Origin of the sequence: Pseudomonas sp. F9001 (genome assembly GCF_013385435.1) — a bacterium.
GTDB lineage: Bacteria > Pseudomonadota > Gammaproteobacteria > Pseudomonadales > Pseudomonadaceae > Aquipseudomonas.
The window spans coordinates 225214-240840 of the sequence record NZ_JACAPX010000013.1 but is presented as its reverse complement, the minus strand read 5'-3'; the positions used below and the strand labels follow the sequence as shown (position 1 = coordinate 240840).

At 62.2% G+C, this 15627-nt stretch carries 16 protein-coding genes; 9 read left to right on the top strand and 7 right to left on the bottom strand.

The genetic code is table 11. The features are described from left to right. Positions 1–59 precede the first annotated feature (59 nt). The 9 genes from HX818_RS13685 (at position 60) to gcvH (ending at position 9437) form a co-directional block, all read left to right on the top strand. Positions 60–617: a YecA family protein gene (locus tag HX818_RS13685; protein WP_003213952.1), complete on the top strand. Its 558-nt coding sequence runs from the start codon at positions 60–62 to the stop codon at positions 615–617. 20 nt (positions 618–637) lie between these two features. Beyond that, positions 638–1960, top strand: coding sequence for a Xaa-Pro aminopeptidase (gene pepP / locus HX818_RS13680; protein WP_102370134.1), 1323 nt, complete (start codon positions 638–640; stop codon positions 1958–1960). Then, positions 1957–3144 (top strand): 2-octaprenyl-6-methoxyphenyl hydroxylase, encoded by a 1188-nt coding sequence (ubiH, locus tag HX818_RS13675; RefSeq protein WP_177020273.1) that lies wholly within the window; start codon positions 1957–1959, stop codon positions 3142–3144. Before pepP ends, ubiH begins: the two co-directional genes overlap by 4 nt. Further along, on the top strand, positions 3137–3622 hold the full coding sequence (locus tag HX818_RS13670) for a DUF4442 domain-containing protein (protein ID WP_003213946.1): 486 nt from the start codon (positions 3137–3139) through the stop codon (positions 3620–3622). The genes ubiH and HX818_RS13670 overlap by 8 nt, the downstream gene beginning before the upstream one ends. 9 nt (positions 3623–3631) lie before the next feature. Further along, the gene (locus tag HX818_RS13665; protein ID WP_177020368.1) at positions 3632–4849 is read left to right on the top strand and encodes a 2-octaprenyl-3-methyl-6-methoxy-1,4-benzoquinol hydroxylase; all 1218 of its coding nucleotides are present in this window, start codon (positions 3632–3634) and stop codon (positions 4847–4849) included. 95 nt (positions 4850–4944) lie between these two features. Then, positions 4945–5949: an extracellular solute-binding protein gene (locus tag HX818_RS13660; protein WP_003213942.1), complete on the top strand. Its 1005-nt coding sequence runs from the start codon at positions 4945–4947 to the stop codon at positions 5947–5949. A 197-nt stretch (positions 5950–6146) separates the two neighbouring features. Next, positions 6147–7763: an iron ABC transporter permease gene (locus HX818_RS13655; protein WP_003213940.1), complete on the top strand. Its 1617-nt coding sequence runs from the start codon at positions 6147–6149 to the stop codon at positions 7761–7763. A 156-nt stretch (positions 7764–7919) separates the two neighbouring features. Next, positions 7920–9002: a glycine cleavage system aminomethyltransferase GcvT gene (gene gcvT, locus HX818_RS13650; protein WP_003213938.1), complete on the top strand. Its 1083-nt coding sequence runs from the start codon at positions 7920–7922 to the stop codon at positions 9000–9002. A gap of 51 nt (positions 9003–9053) precedes the next feature. Next, positions 9054–9437: a glycine cleavage system protein GcvH gene (gene gcvH, locus HX818_RS13645; RefSeq protein ID WP_017476603.1), complete on the top strand. Its 384-nt coding sequence runs from the start codon at positions 9054–9056 to the stop codon at positions 9435–9437. Between the two features lie 39 nt (positions 9438–9476). On the opposite strand, the gene HX818_RS13640 is transcribed toward gcvH, so the two are convergent. From HX818_RS13640 to HX818_RS13610, 7 genes are all read right to left on the bottom strand, one after another. Then, a complete protein-coding gene (locus HX818_RS13640) occupies positions 9477–10619 on the bottom strand; it encodes a DegT/DnrJ/EryC1/StrS aminotransferase family protein (protein ID WP_003213934.1) in 1143 nt (380 codons plus the stop codon). A 157-nt stretch (positions 10620–10776) separates the two neighbouring features. Then, on the bottom strand, positions 10777–11448 hold the full coding sequence (locus HX818_RS13635; RefSeq protein WP_008438895.1) for an outer membrane protein: 672 nt from the start codon (positions 11446–11448) through the stop codon (positions 10777–10779). Positions 11449–11608: 160 nt separating this feature from the next. Continuing rightward, entirely contained in the window at positions 11609–11926 is a 318-nt protein-coding gene (locus HX818_RS13630; RefSeq protein WP_008438896.1) for a DUF2388 domain-containing protein, read from the bottom strand. Between the two features lie 69 nt (positions 11927–11995). Further along, a complete protein-coding gene (locus tag HX818_RS13625) occupies positions 11996–12442 on the bottom strand; it encodes an NfeD family protein (RefSeq protein ID WP_008438897.1) in 447 nt (148 codons plus the stop codon). A gap of 10 nt (positions 12443–12452) precedes the next feature. Next, positions 12453–13373 (bottom strand): SPFH domain-containing protein, encoded by a 921-nt coding sequence (locus HX818_RS13620; RefSeq protein WP_003213925.1) that lies wholly within the window; start codon positions 13371–13373, stop codon positions 12453–12455. 56 nt (positions 13374–13429) lie between these two features. Next, on the bottom strand, positions 13430–15133 hold the full coding sequence (locus HX818_RS13615; protein WP_177020272.1) for a GspE/PulE family protein: 1704 nt from the start codon (positions 15131–15133) through the stop codon (positions 13430–13432). An 84-nt stretch (positions 15134–15217) separates the two neighbouring features. Next, positions 15218–15556 carry a hypothetical protein gene (locus HX818_RS13610; protein WP_102604088.1) on the bottom strand — a complete coding sequence of 113 codons (339 nt, stop codon included), beginning with the start codon at positions 15554–15556 and terminating at the stop codon, positions 15218–15220. Positions 15557–15627: the final 71 nt, after the last annotated feature.

Here is a 15627-nt window from a genome sequence, read left to right as displayed (position 1 = left end):
CCGATGCTAGGATACAGCGCTTCATTCTAGACATTGCGCCGTCTGGCGCCTAGCTCACCATGCCCATTCAGAACTCCCCGTACGATGCTTTTTCCAAACTGCTGAGTTCCAGCGGTCATCCTTGCTCGCCTGCCGAACTGCACGGCGTGCTGCTGGGCCGCAGCTGCACCGGTGTCGGCTTTGATGCCGACAACTGGCTGGCCGACGTCGCCGAGCTGCTGGAAACCGAGCCTACCGAAAACGTGCGCAATGCGCTCATCGGCCTGCAAGAGATGGTTAAAGGCGAGCTGACCGGTGATGACGTCACCGTCGTCTTGCTGCTGCCTACCGATGACGCGCCGCTCACCGAGCGCGCCGCCGCGTTGGGCCAATGGTGCCAAGGCTTCCTCCACGGTTTCGGCGTGAACGCCGGCGGCCTCGACCTGAGCACCGATGCCCAGGAAGTGCTGCAGGACCTGGCCGCCATCTCTCAGGTGCAAGACGCCCTGGAAGAGTCCGAAGACGGCGAAAGCGACTACATGGAAGTCATGGAATACCTGCGCGTCGCGCCGCTGCTGCTGTTCACCGAGACCCGTAAATCGGCTGAGCCCGCTGCACCCAAGCCGTCGCTGCACTAAGAAAGGAAGCCCATCTGCCCATGATCCATATCCCCAAAGCGGAATACACCCGGCGCCGCAAGGCGCTCATGGCGCAGATGGAACCCAACAGCATCGCCATCCTGCCGGCGGCCGCGGTAGCCATCCGCAACCGTGACGTCGAGCACGTCTACCGCCAGGACAGCGACTTCCAGTACCTGAGCGGCTTCCCGGAACCGGAAGCGGTGATCGTGCTGATGCCTGGCCGCCAACACGGCGAGTACGTGCTGTTCTGCCGCGAACGCAATGCCGAGCGCGAACTGTGGGACGGCCTGCGGGCCGGCACCGAAGGCGCGATTCGCGATTTTGGCGCCGATGACGCCTTCCCGATTACCGATATCGACGACATCCTGCCCGGCCTGATCGAAGGCCGTGACCGGGTGTATTCGGCCATGGGCAGCAATGCCGAATTCGACCGGCACCTGATGGAGTGGATCAACGTGATCCGCTCTAAAGCGCACCTCGGCGCCCAGCCACCGAACGAATTTGTTGCCCTGGATCATCTGCTTCACGACATGCGCCTGTATAAATCGGCGGCAGAAGTGAAGGTGATGCGCGAGGCGGCACGGATTTCCTGCGCGGCCCATGTACGGGCGATGCAGGCCAGCCGCGCCGGGTTGCATGAGTTCAGCCTGGAAGCGGAGCTCGACTACGAGTTTCGCAAGGGCGGGGCGAAGATGCCGGCCTATGGTTCCATCGTCGCCTCGGGGCGCAACAGCTGCATCCTGCATTACCAGCAGAATGACGCGGTGCTCAAGGACGGCGACCTGGTGCTGATCGACGCCGGCTGCGAGATCGACTGCTACGCCAGCGACATCACCCGCACCTGGCCGGTGAGCGGCAAGTTTTCCGCCGAGCAGAAGGCGATTTATGAAATCGTGCTGGCTTCCCAGGAAGCCGCCTTTGCCGAAATCGCCCCGAACAAGCATTGGAACCAGGCCCACGAGGCGACGGTGCAAGTGATCACTGCCGGGCTGGTGAAGCTGGGATTGTTGCAGGGTGATGTCGACGAACTGATCGCCAGTGAAGCCTATAAAGCCTTCTACATGCACCGCGCCGGCCACTGGCTGGGGATGGATGTGCACGATGTGGGCGAATACAAGGTCGGCGGCGAGTGGCGGGTGCTGGAAGTTGGCATGGCACTGACCGTGGAGCCGGGGATTTACATCTCGCCGGACAACCAGAACGTGGCGAAGAAATGGCGTGGCATTGGCGTACGCATCGAGGACGACGTGGTGGTGACCAAGCAAGGCTGTGAAATTCTGACCGGTGGCGTGCCCAAGTCCGTCGCCGAGATCGAAGCATTGATGGCGAGCGCCCGATGAGCCGGGTCAACCTGGCGATTATCGGCGGCGGCCTGGTGGGTGCCAGCCTCGCATTGGCCTTGCAGGCCGGGGCCAAGGCCCGGGGCTGGAAGATCGTGCTGATCGAGCCGTTTGCCCCCGGCGACAGCTACCAGCCGAGCTATGACGCGCGTTCTTCAGCGCTGTCCTTTGGCGCGCGGCAGATCTATCAACGGTTGGGCGTGTGGCAGGAAATCTCTCGCCGCGCCGAGCCGATCAAACAGATTCATGTGTCGGACCGTGGCCGCTTCTCTACCGCGCGCCTGTCGGCCATGGAAGAGGGTGTGCCGGCGCTTGGCTACGTGGTGGAAAACGCCTGGCTGGGCCAATGCCTGTGGCAAGGGCTGGACAAGGACGTGGTCAGTTGGCGTTGCCCGGCGGAAGTTACGCGCATGGAGCCGCTTGCCGATGGCTACCGCCTGACCCTCAATGACGAAACCGTGCTGGAGTGCGACCTCGCGGTGCTGGCCGATGGCGGTCGCTCAGGTTTGCGCGAGCAACTGGGCATCGGCGTTAAAAAGCGGCCGTACAACCAGAGCGCGCTGATCGCCAACATCACCCCAAGCGAGGCCCACAACGGCGAGGCGTTCGAGCGGTTCACCGACGAAGGCCCGATGGCCTTGCTGCCGTTGCCGGACAACCGCTGCGCGCTGGTCTGGACCCGCGTCGGCATGGACGCCAAGCGCCTGGCCGAGCTGGACGAACGCAGCTTCCTGAGTGAACTGCAGGGCGTGTTCGGCTACCGCCTGGGCACCCTCAAGCAAGTCGGTGCGCGCCACCTGTACCCGCTGACGCTCGTGGAAGCGGAAGAACAAGTGCGCTCTCATCTGGCCGTACTTGGCAATGCCGCCCACAGCCTGCACCCGATTGCCGGTCAGGGCTTCAACCTGTCCCTGCGGGATGCCTACGCGTTGGCCGAGGCGCTGCTGGCCGGGCCGGCGATTCCGGGCGACCTGGCGACACTGCAGGCGTACCGCGAGCGTCAGCGCATGGACCAGAAGCTCACCGTCGGCTTCTCCGATCAAGTCACCCGCCTGTTTGGCAGTGCGCAACCGTTGGTCGCGCTGGGCCGCAACATGGGCTTGCTGGGCCTCGACTTGCTGCCGCCGGCCAAGCGCTGGTTCGCGCGCCAGGCCATGGGCCTGGGCACCCGTCCCGATGCGTGAGTGGCTGACCCGACGCCTGGGCAAGGCGCGGCTGTTGCGCTGGATCATGACCCTGTACCCGCCGTACCTCGGGGCCGGAGTTCGGGTGTTGCACATCGGCAGCGATTTCCGCGAGGTCAAGGTGCGCATGGGCCTGGGCTGGTACAACCGCAACTACGTCGGCACGCAGTTTGGCGGCAGCCTGTATTCGATGGTCGACCCGTTCTACATGCTGATGCTGATGGAGAACCTGGGCCGCGACTACATTGTCTGGGACAAGGCTGCCGCTATCGACTTTATCTCGCCGGGCAAAGGCCCGGTGTTCGCCGAATTTTCCATCGACCAAGCGTTGCTGGACGAGATTCGCCAGCACACCGCCAGCGGCGACAAGTATTTACCGCAGCTCAAGGTACAGATTCATGACGGCTCCGGCACCCTGGTGGCGCGGGTCGACAAAACCCTTTACGTGCGGCGCAAGCTGCAATCGAGACAGGCTTAAAGCATGGACATGCGCGCAGATGTGCTGATTGTCGGGGCCGGAATGGTCGGAAGCGCCCTGGCGCTGGCGTTGCAGGGCAGTGGCCTGCAGGTGCTGCTGCTCGACGGCAGCCCGCTGAGTGTCAAGCCGTTCGACCCTCATGCTGCGTTCGAACCGCGGGTGAGCGCCTTGTCGGCCGCCAGCCAGCGCATCCTCGAGCGCCTTGGCGTGTGGGGAGGCATTGTCGAGCGACGTGCCAGCCCGTACGGCGAGATGCAGGTGTGGGACGGCAGCGGCACCGGGCAGATCCACTTCTCGGCGGCCAGCGTGCATGCCGAGGTGCTGGGGCATATCGTCGAAAACCGTGTGGTCCAGGACGCCTTGCTCGACCGCCTGCACGACTGCGACCTCGGCCTGCTGGCCAATGCGCGCCTGGAACAGATGCGCCGCTCCGGCGATGACTGGCTGCTGACCCTGGCCGATGGCCGCACCTTGCGCGCGCCACTGGTGGTCGCGGCGGACGGTGCCAACTCGGCAGTACGTCGCCTGACCGGCACCGCTACCCGTGAGTGGGATTATTTGCACAACGCCATCGTCACCAGTGTGCGCAGCAGCCAGGTGCATCAAAAGACGGCCTGGCAGCGTTTTACCGACAATGGCCCGCTGGCATTCCTGCCGCTGGTGCGGGACGGGCAGGAAGACTGGTGTTCGATCGTCTGGTCGACCACCCCGAGTGAGTCCGAGCGCTTGATGGCGCTGGACGATGAAAGCTTCTGCCGTGAACTGGAAAATGCCTTCGAAGGCCGCCTGGGCAGCGTGATAAGCGCCGATCCACGGCTGTGCGTGCCGTTGCGTCAGCGCCACGCCAAACGTTACGTGGCCGAAGGCCTGGCATTGATTGGCGACGCGGCCCACGTCATTCATCCGCTGGCGGGGCAGGGCGTGAACCTGGGCTTCCTCGATGCGGCGGTGCTCGCCGAGGTGCTGCTGGCGGCCAACGAGCGCGGCGAGCGCCTGGCGGATGTGAAGGTGCTCAGCCGTTACGAGCGTCGGCGCATGCCGCACAACCTGGCGCTGATGGCGGCGATGGAAGGCTTTGAGCGGTTGTTCCAGGCCGATCAACTGCCGTTGCGCTGGCTGCGTAATGCAGGGCTGAAGGTGGTTGAGCAGATGCCGGAGGCCAAGGCGTTGTTTGTGCGTCAGGCATTGGGTTTGACCGGGGATTTGCCGGAGCTGGCCAAGGCCTGAGGGTGCTGTGCAACATCTGGTAACGGCTCCGTTGAGCGTTACCAAATGTGAGTCCTTATCATTTGCGCTCTTTTTGCAAATGAGAGACCGCACCCATGTTGGCACCCAAGCGCCTCCTGACTGCCCTGGCACTCACTCTTATCGGCAGCACCACCGTGCAGGCGGCCGATGAGGTCGTGGTCTACTCCTCGCGCATCGACGAACTGATCAAGCCGGTGTTCGACGCCTACACCAGGAAGACCGGCGTGCAGGTGAAGTTCATCACCGACAAGGAAGCGCCGCTGATGCAGCGCATCAAGGCCGAAGGTGAAAACGCCACCGCCGACCTGCTGCTCACCGTCGACGCCGGCAACCTCTGGCAGGCCGAGCAGATGGGCATCCTGCAGCCGTTCACCTCTGCGGTGATCGACAAGAATATTCCCCTTCAATACCGTTCTTCGGCCCATGCCTGGACCGGCCTGAGCCTGCGAGCGCGGACCATCGCCTACTCCACCGATCGCGTGAAACCGGGCGACCTGACCACCTACGAAGCCCTGGCCGACAAACAGTGGGAAGGCCGCCTGTGCCTGCGCACCGCGAAGAAGGTCTACAACCAGTCGCTGACCGCCACCCTGATCGAAACCCACGGCGCGGCCAAGACCGAGGAAATCGTCAAGGGCTGGGTCAACAACCTGTCCACCGACGTGTTCTCCGATGACATTGCCGTGCTGGAAGCGATCAACGCCGGGCAGTGTGACGTGGGCATCGTGAACACCTACTACTACGGCCGCCTGCACAAGCAGAAGCCGGACCTGGCGGTGAAGCTGTTCTGGCCGAACCAGGGCGACCGTGGGGTGCACGTCAATCTGTCGGGCATCGGCCTGACCAAGCACGCGCCGCACCCGGAAGCAGCCAAGGCGCTGGTGGAGTGGATGACCACGCCGGAAGCGCAGAAGATCTTTGCGGATGTGAACCAGGAATTCCCGGCCAACCCGGCCGTGCCGCCGTCGGCGGAAGTCGCGACCTGGGGCAAGTTTGTGGCTGATACATTGCCGGTGGAAGTGGCGGGCAAGCGCCAGGCTGAGGCTATTCGCTTGATGGATCGCGCTGGCTGGAACTAGATACAATTTGCAAGGCGCCGCCGATCTAAATGTGGGGGCGGGTTTGTGTGGGAGCGGGCTTGCTCGCGAAGACGGTGTATCAGTCACATAGGCGTTGACTGACACGCCGCTTTCGCGAGCAAGCCCGCTCCCACACAAGCCCGCTCCCACATTGGTTAGCGCTGGCTTCAAGCTATTCATTCTCTGAGAATTAACCTTTGGCCCATCCCGCCCAACGCCGCTGGTACCTGCCGGTCTTCACCGTCGCCGCCCTGGTGCTGCTGCCGTTGAGCGTGCTGTTGCTGTCGTGGCAGACCATCGACCATCAAATCTGGTCCCACCTGTGGGAAACCCAGATGCCACGTCTGCTGGGCAACACCTTGACCCTGGTGCTGGGCGTCGGTGTGGGCGTTACGCTGCTGGGCGTCAGCCTGGCCTGGCTGACCAGCCTCTGCGAGTTTCCCGGCCGGCGCTGGCTGGACTGGGCGTTGATGCTGCCCTTCGCGATTCCCGCCTATGTGCTCGCCTTCGTCTTCGTCGGCCTGCTGGACTTCTCCGGCCCGGTGCAAACCCTGCTGCGCGAATGGTTTGGTACAGGCTTGCGCCTGCCGCGTGTGCGCTCGACCAGCGGTGTGATCATCGTGCTGGTGCTGGTGTTCTACCCCTATGTTTATCTGCTGGCACGCACCGCGTTCCTCGCCCAGGGCAAAGGCCTGATGGAAGCGGCGCGTGTCTTGGGGCAGTCGCCGTGGCAAGCGTTCTGGCGGGTGGCCCTGCCCATGGCGCGTCCCGCCATCGGTGCGGGCGTGGCCCTCGCGTTGATGGAAACCCTGGCGGATTTCGGTGCCGTCTCGGTGTTCAACTTCGACACCTTTACCACCGCCATCTACAAGACCTGGTACGGCTTTTTCAGCCTCTCCAGTGCCGCGCAACTGGCCAGTCTGTTGCTGTTGGTGGTGATGCTGGTGCTGTACGGCGAACGCCGTGCCCGGGGCGCCAGCCGGCCGAGCAACGAGCGACCTCGCGGCAAGGCGCTTTACCATCTGCGCGGGTTCAAGGCGGCGTTGGCCAGCGGTTGGTGCGGATTGGTGTTCGCCTGCGCGTTCGTGATCCCGATGCTGCAACTGGTGGCCTGGTTCTGGCAGCGTGGCCGTTTCGACCTGGACGAGCGCTACGCCGGTTTGATCGTCCATACCCTGTACCTGGGCGGTATGGCTGCCCTGATCACCGTCAGCGTGGCCCTGGTGCTGGCGTTCGCCCATCGCCTGGCGCCCACCCGGGCCATCCGCTCCGGCATCAGCCTGGCCAACGTAGGCTACGCGCTGCCCGGCTCGGTACTGGCGGTGTCGATCATGTTGGCGTTCAGCTACCTGGATCGTGAACTGGTGATCCCGGTCTCCGGCTGGCTGGGGGGCGCCGGCAAACCGCTGTTACTGGGCAGTTTGTCGGCCTTGCTGCTGGCGTATCTGGTGCGCTTCATTGCGGTGGCCTACGGGCCGCTGGAAAACAGCCTGGCGCGAATCCGTCCGTCCTTGCCGGAAGCCGCCCGCAGTCTTGGGGTCAGCGGGCCGCGACTGTTTTGCAAAGTGTATCTGCCACTTTTGCTGCCGGGCACCCTGAGCGCGGCGCTGCTGGTGTTTGTCGATGTGCTCAAGGAAATGCCGGCGACCCTGCTGATGCGCCCGTTCGGCTGGGACACGCTGGCGGTGCGGATTTTCGAGATGACCAGCGAAGGGGAGTGGGCGCGGGCTTCGCTGCCGGCCCTGACCCTGGTATTGGTGGGGCTGCTACCGGTCATCGGGTTGATCCGACGTTCGGCGCGACGAATCGGTTAGGTGCCAGTCCTACGGCTTGAGGCTACAATGCGCGGCATTCGGTGCGGTCGATCTTTCAGATCGGGTTGCTGAACGCGGCTACAGGCCTTGTATTTCAAGGCGTGCGGCCCGAACGGCGACCGTCCGCACCTTCGCCACGCCCGGAAGGAGAAACCCATGGGACAGCGCACGCCTCTGTATGACCTGCATCTCGCCCTTGGCGCGAAAATGGTCGATTTTGGCGGTTGGGATATGCCTTTGCACTACGGCTCGCAGGTTGAGGAGCACCATCAGGTGCGACGCGACTGCGGGGTGTTTGATGTATCCCATATGACCGTGATCGATATCACAGGCCCCCAGGCCAAGGAATGGCTCCAGCATTTGCTGGCCAATGATGTTGACCGATTGCACGGCTGCGGCCGCGCGTTATACAGCGCCATGCTCAACGAGCAGGGCGGCGTGGTGGACGACATGATCGTCTACCGTACCGAGGGCGGTTACCGGCTGGTGGTCAACGCCGCCACCCGTGACCAGGACATGGCCTGGATGCAGGCTCGGCTCGGCAGCTATCAGGCCCAGCTCCGCGAGCGGCCCGAATTGGCCATGCTCGCCATTCAAGGCCCCCATGCCCGGCAAAAGATCGCTGAACTGGTGACCCAGTCCCGCGCCACCCTGATCCATCAGCTCAAGCCCTTTGAAGGCCTGGCTGACGGCGACTGGTTTATCGCGCGCACCGGTTACACCGGCGAAGACGGTCTTGAAATTGTCCTGCCGGCCGATCAGGCCCCGGCGTTCTTCAACGACCTGGTAGGCGCAGGCATTTCGCCCATCGGCCTCGGCGCCCGCGACACGCTGCGCCTCGAGGCCGGCATGAACCTCTACGGTCAGGATATTCATCAGGACGTTTCGCCCCTGGCAGCCAACATGGCCTGGAGCATCGCCTGGGAGCCGGCCGAGCGGGATTTCATCGGCCGCGCCGCCCTGGAAGCCGAAAAGGCTGCGGGTGTGAAGTCCAAGCTGGTCGGCCTGGTGCTGGAAGAGCGCGGGGTTTTACGCGCTCACCAGGTGGTTCGTATCGCCAATGTTGGCGAAGGAGAGATCACCAGTGGTAGTTTCTCTCCTACGCTAAGCAAATCCATTGCCCTGGCGCGTGTGCCGTCGGCGACTGCTGACCGGGCCGAGGTGGAAATCCGCGGCAAGTGGTACCCGGTTCGGGTGGTCAAACCGACGTTCGTGCGCCATGGCAAAACATTGATCTAACTTTTCCGGCGGGCCAATGGCCGCTGACATTTTTCCTTGAGGACACAGACTATGAGCGATATCCCTGCCGACCTGCGTTTTGCCGAAAGTCACGAATGGGCCCGTCTGGAAGCTGACGGCACCGTGACCGTCGGGATCTCGGACCATGCCCAGGAAGCATTGGGGGATGTAGTGTTCGTTGAGTTGACCGAAGTCGGCAACGTATTTGAGGCGACTCAGCAGGCGGGTGTAGTTGAATCCGTTAAGGCCGCTTCGGATATCTACTCGCCAATTGCTGGCGAAGTGATCGCGGTGAACGACGCCTTGAGCGGCGAGCCAGAACTGTTGAACTCCGACCCTTACGGCGCCTGGATCTTCAAGCTCAAGCCAAGCAACCCGGCTGAGCTGGACAAGCTGCTGGACGCTGCCGGTTACAAGGCTGCCATCGGCGAGTGATCCCGCTGCGGGAGCCGGCAACCGGCTCCCGCAAAGGTTTTATCCGCGTTTCAATACTGCTTTTACCGCCGCTACCGAACGCTCTACATCCGCCTTCGTCATCGCCGTGAACATCGGCAACGACACAATCAAACGCCCCACTTTTTCCGCTACCGGGAACATGCCTTCCTTGAATCCCTGCGCCTTGTACAAGCTCAGCAGGTGGATCGGTGGGTAGTGATAGCCAATGCCGACGCCATGGGCCTGCATCTGCTCCATGAACGTGGCGCGTGCGGGCAGGCCGTCCTGGCGCTCCGGCAGTACCAGCTGGAACAGGTGCCAGTTGCTGTTTTCGAAGTCTGCCGGTGGCAATTGCGCACCGTACTGCGCTTCAAAATCACTGCCGAAGCATTCGAAATAGTGACGCGCCAGTTCCTGGCGGTGGGCAGTGATCTTCTCGATATGGGCAAACTGGCCCAGGCCGATGGCTGCTGCGATGTCGGTCATGTTGAACTTGCCGCCCAACACATCCACGTCGAGGCCATCGAAGCCGGTGCGGGTCACGCCCTGCAGGCGATATTTTTCCGCCAGGCGTGCTTCTTCAGCGTTGTTCAATACCAGGCAGCCGCCTTCGGACGAGGTGATGTTCTTGTTCGCCTGGAAGCTGAACGATACGAAATCGCCGGTAGCGCCAATGCGTTGGCCATCCCAGCTGGAACCCAGGGCCTGGGCTGCATCTTCGACGATGCGCAGGTTGTACTTGTTGGCCAGCGCGTAGAGCAATGGCATGTCCAACGGCAGGCCCGCCAGGTATACCGGGATGATTGCCTTGGTGCGCGGTGTGATCGCGGCTTCCACCTTGGCCAGGTCGATATTGCGGGTCACCGGGTCGATGTCGGCGAACACCGGTGTGGCACCGACTTCCAGAATCACGTTGGCCGTGGCTACCCACGAAATCGGGGTGGTGATGACTTCGTCACCAGGCCCGATACCGGCGATGCGCAAGGCAATCTCCATGGTGCAGGTGCCCGAGTTGAAGGTACGCACCGGGCGCCCCCCAAAATATTCCGACAACTGCGCCTCGAACGCCTGCACTTTCGGCCCGCTGGTGATCCAGCCGGAGCGCAGTACGTCGCCTACCGCCGAGATGGTGGCTTCATCAATGGTGGGCTTGGAGAACGGCAGAAAGGGCAGTTGGCTCATGACGTTGAAGGCATCCGTTTCAGAAGGCGATGAGAAAAAGCATATCAATGCCGGGCATGGTTGCACGGCTCGACTGAATATAGCCTGTCGTCTGTGAATGAATCGTCCCGCCTGAAACAAAAAATGCCGCCTCGGGAGCGGCATTTCAGCATCGGTGTCAGAAGGCAACGCGTGCCTCAAGAAACACGTTCTGCTCTTTGAGCTTGCCTTTGAGCTGTTCGTCCCGGGCGTTGATCCGATTGGCGAACGTGTTGTAGCCGGTCTCGATCCCGCCCATGTCCACGTAACGCCAGCCGGTACCCAGGGTCAGGGTTTCGCTGACCTTGGCATCCAGCCCCAGGCCAACGCTGTAGGCGAAGTTGTATTGGCGATTGCTGGCGAAACGGCGGGTGTCGTTGGTCTGGTAACCCTCGGCGTCAACCTGGGCGACGCCGACTCCCGCCATACCGTAGAACGACAGCCATTCATTGATCGGGATGTTTTTATAACCGTTGAGCATCAGGCGCTGGCTGTCGGTGCGCAGGCTGTTGACGTTGGCATTGAACGGTGCCCAATGGGATTTGAAGGTCGAGTGGCTGGGCATCGTGTATTCCCCCTCCAGGCGCCAGCCATCGGCAAAGGCATAGCCCACGGCGAATGAGCCGGTGAAAGTCTTGCTGCTGTCGGGGGCTTCTACCCGGTGGGTTACACGTGGGCTGGTCAGCAGTGAGCTTGAGAGATTCTGCCGGGCGCTGTTGAGCTTTGCCGACCCGTACCAGCTTTCTGCCTGGGCATAAGGCGTGGCAACCGCGGCGAGCAGCAGGGCGTAGGAGAGTTTTTGCATGGTCATCGATTCACTCAGTCTGAAGGGAATCGATAGCTTGTTGCCGGGCGCGCCTGCAACTCGACAGGACTTTTCCTGTTCAGATGCGGAATCGCCAGCGTCTGGCGTAGGAAATCAGGGCAAAAAAATGCCGCTCTCGAGGAGCGGCATTTTTTATGCGGCGGTATTACTCGGAAGCAATGGCGTTTTTTGCCAGGATTGCGTTCGCCAGGTCCATATCCGTGGCCTTGAGGCCAGGGTTATCGGCGCGGACTTTCTGCATCGCAGCTTCCAGGTATGGGCCACGGATGTTGCCGTCACTGGCGACGAAGCTACCGGCGTCGTCCTGGGCGGCGACTACCATTTTGTGGTCCTTGAAGGTCAGGTACGTCGAGCCGGTCGTGGCACCCGATGAGATGACATTACGCCAGAAGCTGTCGGCCATGGCTGAACCGACAGGAAGGGAAAGCACAGCGAGGGTTGCGACAGCATATTTTAGACGCATGATGGGTGACTCCGACTGGGTTATCTGAACAGTTTGATTGTAGATAGCCCAGTCGAGTTCCATGGATGACTAAACAGTTTCAACCTGCAAAATCACGCCTTCCTGACCAATGACACGTACGTGTGCCCCAGCCGGCGCGTCCGGCCCGGATGCCATCCACACACCGTCACCCACCTTGATCTTGCCACGGCCCTCGACGATGGCCTGATGCACCACAAAGGTGCGACCGATCAACTCGGAGCCGCGCATGTTCAGCCCCGGCTGGTCGCTGACCTTGGCGCTGCTGCGCTGGCGTCGCCACCAGTACACCGCCGTGAGGATCGACAGCACGGCGAACAGCAGCAGTTGCCACTCCAGCCCCAGGCTCGGCACCAGGAACTTGATCACGCCCACGGCTGCCGCGGCGATGCCCATCCACAGCAGATAACCACCGGCACCGAACACTTCAAGGATCAACAGCACCGTGCCCAGTGCCAGCCAGTCCCAAAACGACAGGTGCTGCAGGAATTCCCACATGGTGCGTGCCTCAGGCTTTCTTGTTGTCGAAGGTTGCCTTGACGATTTCGCCGATGCCGCCGACTGCGCCAATCACCTGGCTGGCTTCCAGCGGCATCAGGATCACCTTGCTGTTGTTGGCCGAGGCCAGCTTGCCCAGTGCGTCGATGTATTTCTGGGCGACGAAGTAGTTGATGGCCTGCACGTTACCGGTGGCGATGGCTTCCGATACCACTTGAGTGGCGCGGGCTTCGGCCTCGGCCTGACGTTCGCGGGCTTCGGATTCCAGGAAGGCGGCCTGACGACCACCTTCGGCCTCCAGGATCTGCGCCTGCTTCTTGCCTTCGGCGGTCAGGATCGCGGAGGCTCGCAGGCCTTCGGCCTCGAGGATCTGCGCACGCTTGATCCGCTCGGCCTTCATCTGGCCGGACATGGCGGCCATCAGGTCGGCAGGCGGGCTGATGTCCTTGATCTCGATCCGGGTGATCTTGATGCCCCACGGTGCGGTGGCTTCGTCGACGGTGCGCAGCAGTTTTTCGTTGATGCCGTCACGCTGGCTGAGCATCGCATCCAGCTCCATGGAGCCGAGCACGGTACGGATGTTGGTTTGCAACAGGTTGCGGATGGCGTGTTCGAGGTTGTTCACCTCGTAGGCAGCCTGGGCGGTATTGACCACCTGGAAGAAGCACACGGCGTCGATCTGCACCGTGGCGTTGTCAGCGGTGATGACTTCCTGGGGTGGGATATCCAGCACGCTTTCCATCACGTTGATCTTGCGACCGATGCGGTCCATGACCGGAATGATGATGTTCAGGCCGGGCTTGAGGGTGTTGGTGTAGCGGCCGAAGCGCTCGACTGTCCACTGGTAACCCTGCGGGACCACCTTGAAACCCATGAAAAGGATGGCGACGGCCAAGCCTACAAAAAGAAGCAGTACGGTTCCGATCTGCATAACGATTCCTTGTCTGGTGACGGTGAAGCGAGGTTTTTCCGATTGTAACGGTGTTGTCACGGATAAGGACGGATTACCGCGCCATCGATCAAAGGATTTGTTTCTGAATCCCCAGGCGTCACTCGCAGTACCTCTTCAAGTGTTGTCAGTCCTGCCATTACCTTGCGCATACCGGCGGACCGCAAGCTGCACATTCCCTGTTCAAGGGCCGCCAGACGCAGGGCCTGGAGGTCGGTGCCCGGGCTGACCAGGGCCTTGAGGCGATCGTTCATCAGCATGATCTCGTAGACCCCGGCTCGACCCCGATAGCCACTTTCCCGGCACTCGCCGCAACCCACTGCCTGATGGACCTGCCCGGCTTGCCGCTTGCAGTGCGGGCACAACAGCCTGACCAGGCGCTGGGCCATCACCCCCAGCAGCGTGGCATTGATCAGGTAATGGGGAATGCCCAGTTCCAGCAAGCGGCTTATGGCGCCGGGCGCATCGTTGGTGTGCAGCGTCGACAGCACCAGATGCCCGGTCAGGGCGGCCTGGATCGCCATTTCTGCGGTTTCCAGGTCGCGAATCTCGCCGATCATGATGATGTCAGGGTCCTGGCGCATCAGGGCGCGGATGCCGCTGGCGAAGGTCAGGTCGATGTTGTGCTGCACCTGCATCTGGTTGAAGGCCGGCTCCACCATCTCGATCGGGTCTTCGACGGTGCACAGGTTGACCTCGCGAGTGGCCAATTGCTTGAGCGTGGTGTACAGCGTGCTGGTCTTGCCGGAACCGGTAGGGCCGGTGACCAGGATGATGCCGTTGGCCTGGCCGGTCATGGATTGCCAGCGTTGCAGGTCGTCGCTGGAAAGTCCCAGTTGCTGGAAATCCTTGTGCAGCACCTGCGGGTCAAAAATTCGCATCACCAGCTTTTCGCCGAAGGCTATGGGCAAGGTCGACAGGCGCACCTCCACTTCCCCGCCCGTGGGGCTTTTGGTCTTCACCCGGCCGTCCTGGGGTTTGCGTTTTTCCGCCACGTTCATCCGGCCCAGGCTTTTCAGGCGGCTGACCACCGCCATCGTCACCTGGGATGGGAATTGATAGACATCATGCAGCAGCCCGTCGATGCGAAAACGCACGCTCCCCTGATCGCGTCCGGGTTCGAGATGGATATCACTGGCCCGCTGGCCAAAGGCGTACTGCAACAGCCAGTCGACGATGTTGACGATGTGCGCGTCGTTGGCGTCGGGCTCCTGGTCGTTGGCGCCGAGATGGAGCAGTTGTTCGATATTCGGCGCGCCGGAGGTTTTTTGATCAATGGCGCCGCTGACCGATTTCGCCAGTCGGTAAAACTCCACGGTGCAGCGCTGGATCTCCTGGGGATTGGCCAGCACCCGCTTGATGGAGCGCTTCAACACCTGAGCCAGGCCGGCTTCCCAACTGCTCACGAAAGGCTGGGCGCTGGCGACGGTAACGCTGTGGGCGTCGACCGCAACGGCCAGGATCTTGTGGCGCTGGGCAAAGGCATAGGACATCAGCGGCACCACCGCCGCGACGTCGATTTTCAACGGATCGATACGCAGGTAGGGCTGGCCGCAGTGGCGGGCGAGCCATTCGGTCAGCATTTCCAGAGACGGCCCCTGGCGGGCAATGCATTCCAGGGGATGCAGACCACTGTTCGCCGGTAGGGCCAGGTCGGCGGGCACCAGGCCCTGGTCGATCAGGGCAGGCAACAACTGATGGATTTCCAGCCAGCGATCCTGCGGATTTGGCGCAACGGACATGGTGACGTTCCTGGGCAACGATTAGGCGTAGTCCTCAGGCTAGTCACCCTTTGCGCCTCGGCCTCCGGGGTTTATTGCAGGCTTTTACTGAGCGGCCGCCTGGACCGCCAGAGGCCGCGCAGCATCTGCCGGGCGCAGCTCCAGCGAGCACACACTGATCAGGTTACGAAGTTTTTCGCCGATCACCTGGGCCCGGTGCCAGCTCAGGCCATCCATCACGATATCGATCGCCAGCAGGTCGTCTTCACGCTGCACGCTCACCTGACGTGGCACCAGGAACTGCAGGGCAAAATAGTTGAGCACCCGGCACAACACGTCGGGTTCAGCCTCGGCGAGGATTTGATAGTGCGCCTGGCAGTGGGCATTGCTGACGGCCCAGGCGTCAACGCGTTGGGCGGGGTGGGAGGCTTCGACGACGTGCATGATGATTCTCCGGATTCGACTGGAGAAATTTTTGCATTCGTCGCGGGAGATTTCTTATCTAAAACAGCCTG

Coding starts and splice junctions, on each gene's coding strand:
- HX818_RS13685 (WP_003213952.1), top strand. CDS start 60: ATGCCCATTCAGAACTCCCCGTACGATGCTTTTTCCAAACTGCTGAGT.
- pepP (WP_102370134.1), top strand. CDS start 638: ATGATCCATATCCCCAAAGCGGAATACACCCGGCGCCGCAAGGCGCTC.
- ubiH (WP_177020273.1), top strand. CDS start 1,957: ATGAGCCGGGTCAACCTGGCGATTATCGGCGGCGGCCTGGTGGGTGCC.
- HX818_RS13670 (WP_003213946.1), top strand. CDS start 3,137: ATGCGTGAGTGGCTGACCCGACGCCTGGGCAAGGCGCGGCTGTTGCGC.
- HX818_RS13665 (WP_177020368.1), top strand. CDS start 3,632: ATGCGCGCAGATGTGCTGATTGTCGGGGCCGGAATGGTCGGAAGCGCC.
- HX818_RS13660 (WP_003213942.1), top strand. CDS start 4,945: ATGTTGGCACCCAAGCGCCTCCTGACTGCCCTGGCACTCACTCTTATC.
- gcvT (WP_003213938.1), top strand. CDS start 7,920: ATGGGACAGCGCACGCCTCTGTATGACCTGCATCTCGCCCTTGGCGCG.
- gcvH (WP_017476603.1), top strand. CDS start 9,054: ATGAGCGATATCCCTGCCGACCTGCGTTTTGCCGAAAGTCACGAATGG.
- HX818_RS13640 (WP_003213934.1), bottom strand. CDS start 10,619: ATGAGCCAACTGCCCTTTCTGCCGTTCTCCAAGCCCACCATTGATGAA.
- HX818_RS13635 (WP_008438895.1), bottom strand. CDS start 11,448: ATGACCATGCAAAAACTCTCCTACGCCCTGCTGCTCGCCGCGGTTGCC.
- HX818_RS13630 (WP_008438896.1), bottom strand. CDS start 11,926: ATGCGTCTAAAATATGCTGTCGCAACCCTCGCTGTGCTTTCCCTTCCT.
- HX818_RS13625 (WP_008438897.1), bottom strand. CDS start 12,442: ATGTGGGAATTCCTGCAGCACCTGTCGTTTTGGGACTGGCTGGCACTG.
- HX818_RS13620 (WP_003213925.1), bottom strand. CDS start 13,373: ATGCAGATCGGAACCGTACTGCTTCTTTTTGTAGGCTTGGCCGTCGCC.
- HX818_RS13615 (WP_177020272.1), bottom strand. CDS start 15,133: ATGTCCGTTGCGCCAAATCCGCAGGATCGCTGGCTGGAAATCCATCAG.
- HX818_RS13610 (WP_102604088.1), bottom strand. CDS start 15,556: ATGCACGTCGTCGAAGCCTCCCACCCCGCCCAACGCGTTGACGCCTGG.